Source organism: Thermus sp. FJN-A, from assembly GCF_054655095.1.
On sequence record NZ_BAAHSC010000013.1, the window covers coordinates 1 to 238 of the forward strand.

At 71.4% G+C, this 238-nt stretch carries 1 pseudogene; it reads left to right on the forward strand.

Annotation, left to right across the window (positions count from 1 at the left end):
* A pseudogene (locus ACYQ0J_RS00060) lies at positions 1 to 238 on the forward strand (ATP-binding protein); the annotation flags it as partial.

Here is a 238-nt window from a genome sequence, read left to right on the forward strand (position 1 = left end):
GGTGGGGCGGGGGAGGGACCTCGAGGCCGACCTCAAGGCCTGGCAGAGGCGCTACCCGGGGAACGAGGAGAAGGCGAGGAGCCTCCTCAAGGCCCTCAAGCGCCCCGAAGGGGTGAACCCCGTCACCCTCGTCGTGGACGACGCCACGGGCCTCACCCCCAGTGTGGTCCCCTGGCTGGTGGCCTTCGCCGAGGTGGCCACCCTGGTCCTGGCCGTCCACCCGGAGACCCTAAGGAAG